Origin of the sequence: Devosia sp., from assembly GCF_030689745.1 — a bacterium.
GTDB lineage: Bacteria > Pseudomonadota > Alphaproteobacteria > Rhizobiales > Devosiaceae > Devosia > Devosia alba.
In genome coordinates this window covers 1-5,024 of sequence record NZ_JAUYGL010000126.1, presented here as the reverse complement: position 1 = coordinate 5,024, position 5,024 = coordinate 1, and the positions used below count along the sequence as shown (strand labels likewise).

Here is a 5,024-nt window from a genome sequence, read left to right as displayed (position 1 = left end):
TTCAGCCTCGCCGCCGCGCGCCTGGGCTGGCCGCTGCAGGATGTTCTTGCCCTTTCGCTGCATGGCCGGCCGCTCGACCTGATCCGGCCGCATCTGCATGCGGGCGCGCGCATTCTGGCACTGACTTCGGACGAACACGGACCGACGCTGCTGGCAGCCCTGCTCACCCAGGCCGGGTTTGGCATTTCTGTTATCACCGTGCTCGAAGCGCTGGGCGGCCCCGATGAGAAGGTCCGCAGCCAGGTGGCGATGAGCTTTGCACTGGACGGCATCAACCCGCTCAATGTCTGCGCCATCAGCGTGGCGGCCCTGCCCGAGGCGCGCGTACTGCCACTGACGCCCGGGCTGGCCGACGACCTGTTCGAGCATGATGGGCAGATCACCAAGCGCGACGTGCGGGCACTGACGCTCTCGGCCCTGGCGCCGCGGCGTGGTGAGACGCTGTGGGATATCGGGGCTGGGTCAGGTTCGGTGGCCATTGAGTGGATGCTGGCCGATCCCGGCCTGCGCGCAGTCGCCATCGAGGCCGACCCCGAGCGCGCCGCCCGCATCTCGCGCAATGCGACCCTGTTCGGTGTGCCTGACCTCAAGATCACCATCGGCACCGCACCCGAAGCGCTGGAGGGCCTTGAGCCGCCCCATGCCATTTTTATCGGTGGCGGCGGCTCCGATCCCGGCGTGCTCGATGCCGCCATTGTCGCGCTGCGCCCCGGCGGGCGGTTGGTGGCCAATGCGGTAACACTGGAGCTCGAAGCGCTGTTGCTGACCCACCACGCCAGTCTGGGCGGCAGCCTGACCCGTATCGAGATTGCCCGGGCCGACGCTATCGGCAGCATGACCGGCTGGCGTCCAGCCATGCCGATTACCCAATGGGTCTGGAGCAAGCCATGACTGTGCATTTCATCGGCGCCGGTCCCGGCGCGGCCGATCTGATCACCGTGCGCGGGCGCAACCTGCTCGCCGCCTGCCCGGTATGTCTCTATGCCGGCTCCATCGTGCCGCAGGAAATGCTGGCCTGGTGCGGACCGAACACGCGCCTGATCGATACCGCGCCACTATCGCTCGACGAGATCGAGGCCGAGTATGTGCGGGCCCACGCGGCCAATGAGGATGTGGCGCGGCTGCATTCGGGCGATCTGTCGATGTGGAGTGCGGTGGCCGAGCAGATGCGGCGGCTCGACCAGCTTGGCATCCCCTATTCGCTGACGCCGGGCGTGCCGGCCTTTGCTGCGGCAGCAGCGACGCTGGGGCGCGAACTGACCATTCCGGCCGAAGCCCAAAGCCTGGTGCTGACCCGTATTTCCGGGCGAGCGTCCGCCATGCCAGCGGGCGAAACCCTCGACGCCTTTGGCGCCACCGGGGCAACCCTGGCGATCCACCTGGCCATTCATGCACTGGACCGGGTGGTGGCCGAACTGACGCCGCATTATGGCGCAGATTGCCCCGTCGCCATCGTCTTTCACGCCTCCTGGCCCGATGAAAAAATCATCCGGGGCACGCTGGCCGATATTGCCGCCAGCTTTGCCGCGGACCCGGTGGAGCGGACGGCAATCATTTTTGTCGGTCGGACCCTGGCTGCCGAGAATTTCCGCGAGAGTTCGCTCTACGATCCGGATTACCAGCGCCGCTTTCGCGGCCGTGATGGGCTGGATTGATACGTCCTACGACTCAGGCGCGGGAAATATCGTTCAAGAGTTGCACGAACTGCAGGCCGGCCTGTTCCAGATCACCGGAATTGTCGATCCGCACCGTATTGGCCGGCAGGTGATCGCTGACCTGCCGGTCAAGGCGCCGCTGGATGGAGCCGGCGGTTTCGCGGCCGCGGCCAGCCAGCCGGCGTTCGATCACCTTGGGATCAGCCAAAACCGCCACAACCACCGTGTCGGGATAGCGCTCAAGCAGGGTCGGAATCATCGCTCGCGACAGATTGGCTACCACCACCCGGCCGGCGCGCAGATCGTCCTCCAGCGCAATCGGCAGGCCATAGCGCAGGCCGTGGGCTTCCCAGGTCAGGGCAAAGGCGCCAGCGCGCTCGGCTGCGGCAAAGCCGGCCAGATCGAGACTATCGTGGTCTTCGCTGCCGCCATCAGCCTGGCGCGTCACCACGCGGCGCACCACGCGCAGCCAGTCCGCCTCGGCAAGCCGTGCGCTGGCAAAGCCGATCAGACTGTCCTTGCCGACCCCACTGGGTCCGACAACGGCAACAAAGCTCCCCTTCATTTGATGCGGCGACCTTTCCGGTAGATCGTGGGCATTAGGGGCGTGTTGCCCTTGCGCTCACCAGTGCGCGTGCCGGCTGCAGCATAGCCAAAGCCGGACAGTCCGGCGACACCCTATCGTGCACATCAATGTCAGCGGGCTCAGGCGGGGCACTCTTCGAGTTCAATCAGCGTGCCATCAAAATCCTTGGGGTGCAGAAACAGCACCGGATTGCCATGGGCGCCGGTTTTCGGCGTGCCATCGCCCAGCACGCGGGCGCCGCCGGCCGTCAGCGCGGCGGCAGCAGCGGCAATGTCTGGCACTTCAAAGCAGATATGGTGCATGCCACCGGCCGGGTTCTTGGCGAGGAAGGCGGCAATGGGCGAGCCAGCGCCGAGCGGCTCCAGCAGTTCCACCTTGGTATTGCCGGTATCGATGAACACCACGGTAACGCCATGCTCGGGCAGCGCCTGTGGCTGGCCGACATGGGCCCCCAGCAAGTCGCTATACTTCGCTGATGCCGCAGCCAGATCGGGCACGGCGATGGCGATATGATTGAGGCGGCCGATCATTGGTTGGAGAGCCTTCCTTCAATCTGGCTGAGCACGGAGAAGGCCGCCGAGAGCACATTGGTGCCGGGACCGAAAATGGCCGCCACACCGCAATCGAGCAGGAAGTCGTAATCCTGCTCGGGGATGACACCACCGACAATCACGGTGACCTCGCCCAGATCACGATCCTTGAGTGCCGAGATCAGTTCGGGAACCAGCGTCTTGTGGCCGGCGGCCAGCGACGAGACGCCCACGGCATCGACCTTGAGCTCGGCGACATGGGCGGCCACTTCCGGCGCGGTTTCAAACAGATCACCCATATGGACGAGGAAGCCGAGATCGGCGAAGGCGCTGGCGATCACCTTGGCGCCGCGATCATGGCCATCCTGGCCCATCTTGGCGATGAAGATCGAGGGCGCCCTGCCCCGGCTCTTCTTGAAGCTGTCGATGCGGCCGGCAATGGCGGCAAATTCGGGATCGTCGCCATAGCCCTGCGCATAGACCCCCGAGATGACGCGGGTAATGGCGGCGTGGCGACCGAACACATCTTCCATGGCCTGGCTGATTTCGCCCAGCGTAGCGCGGGCGCGGGCGGCGGCCACTGCGGCGTCAAGCAGATTGCCCTCATCCATGGCCGCAAACTCGCGCAGGGCGGAGAGCATGGACTGGCATTTGGCCTCGTCGCGGCCGGCGCGCACGCGTCCCAGCAGCGCGATCTGCTCGGCACGCACCTTGGCGTTGTCGATATCGCGGACGTCAATGCCATCCTCGACATCAAGCCGGTAGCGGTTGACGCCGACAATGACATCTTCGCCGCGATCGACTCGCGCCTGCCGCAGCGCAGCGGCCTTTTCGATTTCGAGCTTGGGGCCGCCGGTCTGCACCGCCTTGGTCATGCCGCCCTGGGCCTCGGCCTCGCCGATCAACGCCTTGGCACCGGCGACCAGTTCGGCGGTGAGCGCCTCGACATAATAGGAGCCACCCAGAGGATCGACGACGTCGGTGATGCGGCTTTCGTGCTGCAGGATGAGCTGGGTGTTGCGGGCAATGCGGCTGGAAAATTCGGTCGGCAGCGCGATGGCCTCATCGAACGAATTGGTGTGCAGGCTCTGGGTGCCGCCCAGCGTCGCGGCCAGCGCCTCGATGGTGGTGCGCACGATATTGTTGTGCGGATCCTGCTCGGTCAGTGACACGCCCGAAGTCTGGCAATGGGTGCGCAGCATCTTGGAGCGCGGGTCTTTTGCCCCCAGCCCGGTCATGATTTCGCTCCACAGCTGGCGTGCGGCGCGCAGCTTGGAGACTTCGAGGAAGAAGTTCATGCCGATACCGAAAAAGAAGCTCAGCCGGCCGGCAAACTTGTCGATGTCGAGGCCGCGGGCCTGCGCCGCGCGGACATATTCCATGCCATCGGCCAGGGTATAGGCCAGTTCCTGCACCGCCGTCGCCCCGGCCTCGTGCATGTGGTAGCCCGAGATGGAGATCGAGTTGAACTTGGGCATGTGTTCGGCGGTATAGGCGATGATGTCGCCGACAATGCGCATTGAGGGTTCAGGCGGGTAGATATAGGTGTTGCGGACCATGAACTCCTTGAGCACATCGTTCTGGATGGTGCCCTCGAGCTTGGCCTGCGGCACGCCCTGCTCCTCGGCGGCAACGATGAACATGGCCAGCACCGGGATCACCGCGCCATTCATGGTCATCGACACGCTCATCTGATCGAGCGGGATGGCATCAAACAGGATCTTCATGTCCTCGACGCTGTCGATGGCCACGCCGGCCTTGCCGACATCGCCGACAACGCGCGGATGGTCGCTGTCATAGCCGCGATGGGTCGCCAGATCGAAGGCGACCGAGAGCCCCTTCTGGCCCTTTTCCAGCGCCTGCCGGTAAAAGGCATTGGATTCCTTGGCGGTCGAGAAGCCGGCATATTGCCTGATGGTCCAGGGCCGGTTGGCATACATGGTTGCCCGAACGCCACGGGTGAACGGCTCGGCGCCGGGGACCTCGCTGCCCTCGCCGAAATAGACCGGTTTGACGGCGATGCCGCCATAGTCGCGGTCGAGCGCGGAGAGCGGGGTGTCACGGAGTTCCTTTTGGGCGAGTTCGGCCCAGTGCGCGAAAGATGAAGTGTCGTGCTCAGCCATGGATCACCTCAATCATAAAAATCGATGCCTCAGTCGACACCCTCCCCCTTGCGGGGAGGGTCAGGGAGGGGGGCGTTTGGCCCGAATACCGGGGCGCCCGCACCCCCTCCCAACCTCCCCCGTCAAGGGG

At 65.0% G+C, this 5,024-nt stretch carries 5 protein-coding genes; 2 read left to right on the top strand and 3 right to left on the bottom strand.

Annotated elements, in window-relative coordinates; translation table 11 throughout:
* Nucleotides 1-891, top strand: an 891-nt coding sequence (cbiT, locus tag Q8O80_RS11170; RefSeq protein ID WP_305579539.1) for a precorrin-6Y C5,15-methyltransferase (decarboxylating) subunit CbiT, incomplete at its 5' end; no start/stop codon positions are given.
* The gene (gene cobM / locus Q8O80_RS11165) at nucleotides 888-1,655 is read left to right on the top strand and encodes a precorrin-4 C(11)-methyltransferase (RefSeq protein WP_305579538.1); all 768 of its coding nucleotides are present in this window, start codon (nucleotides 888-890) and stop codon (nucleotides 1,653-1,655) included. The genes cbiT and cobM, both read left to right, overlap by 4 nt.
* Nucleotides 1,656-1,668: 13 nt before the next feature.
* Here the strand turns inward: cobM and phnN are convergent, their stop codons facing one another.
* The 3 genes from phnN to scpA form a co-directional block, all read right to left on the bottom strand.
* Complete coding sequence (gene phnN, locus Q8O80_RS11160) at nucleotides 1,669-2,220, bottom strand: phosphonate metabolism protein/1,5-bisphosphokinase (PRPP-forming) PhnN (protein ID WP_305579537.1); 552 nt, start codon at nucleotides 2,218-2,220, stop codon at nucleotides 1,669-1,671.
* A gap of 140 nt (nucleotides 2,221-2,360) precedes the next feature.
* A complete protein-coding gene (gene mce, locus Q8O80_RS11155) occupies nucleotides 2,361-2,771 on the bottom strand; it encodes a methylmalonyl-CoA epimerase (protein WP_305579536.1) in 411 nt (136 codons plus the stop codon).
* Nucleotides 2,768-4,894: a methylmalonyl-CoA mutase gene (scpA, locus tag Q8O80_RS11150; protein ID WP_305579535.1), complete on the bottom strand. Its 2,127-nt coding sequence runs from the start codon at nucleotides 4,892-4,894 to the stop codon at nucleotides 2,768-2,770. The genes mce and scpA overlap by 4 nt, the downstream gene beginning before the upstream one ends.
* Between the last annotated feature and the right edge of the window lie 130 nt (nucleotides 4,895-5,024).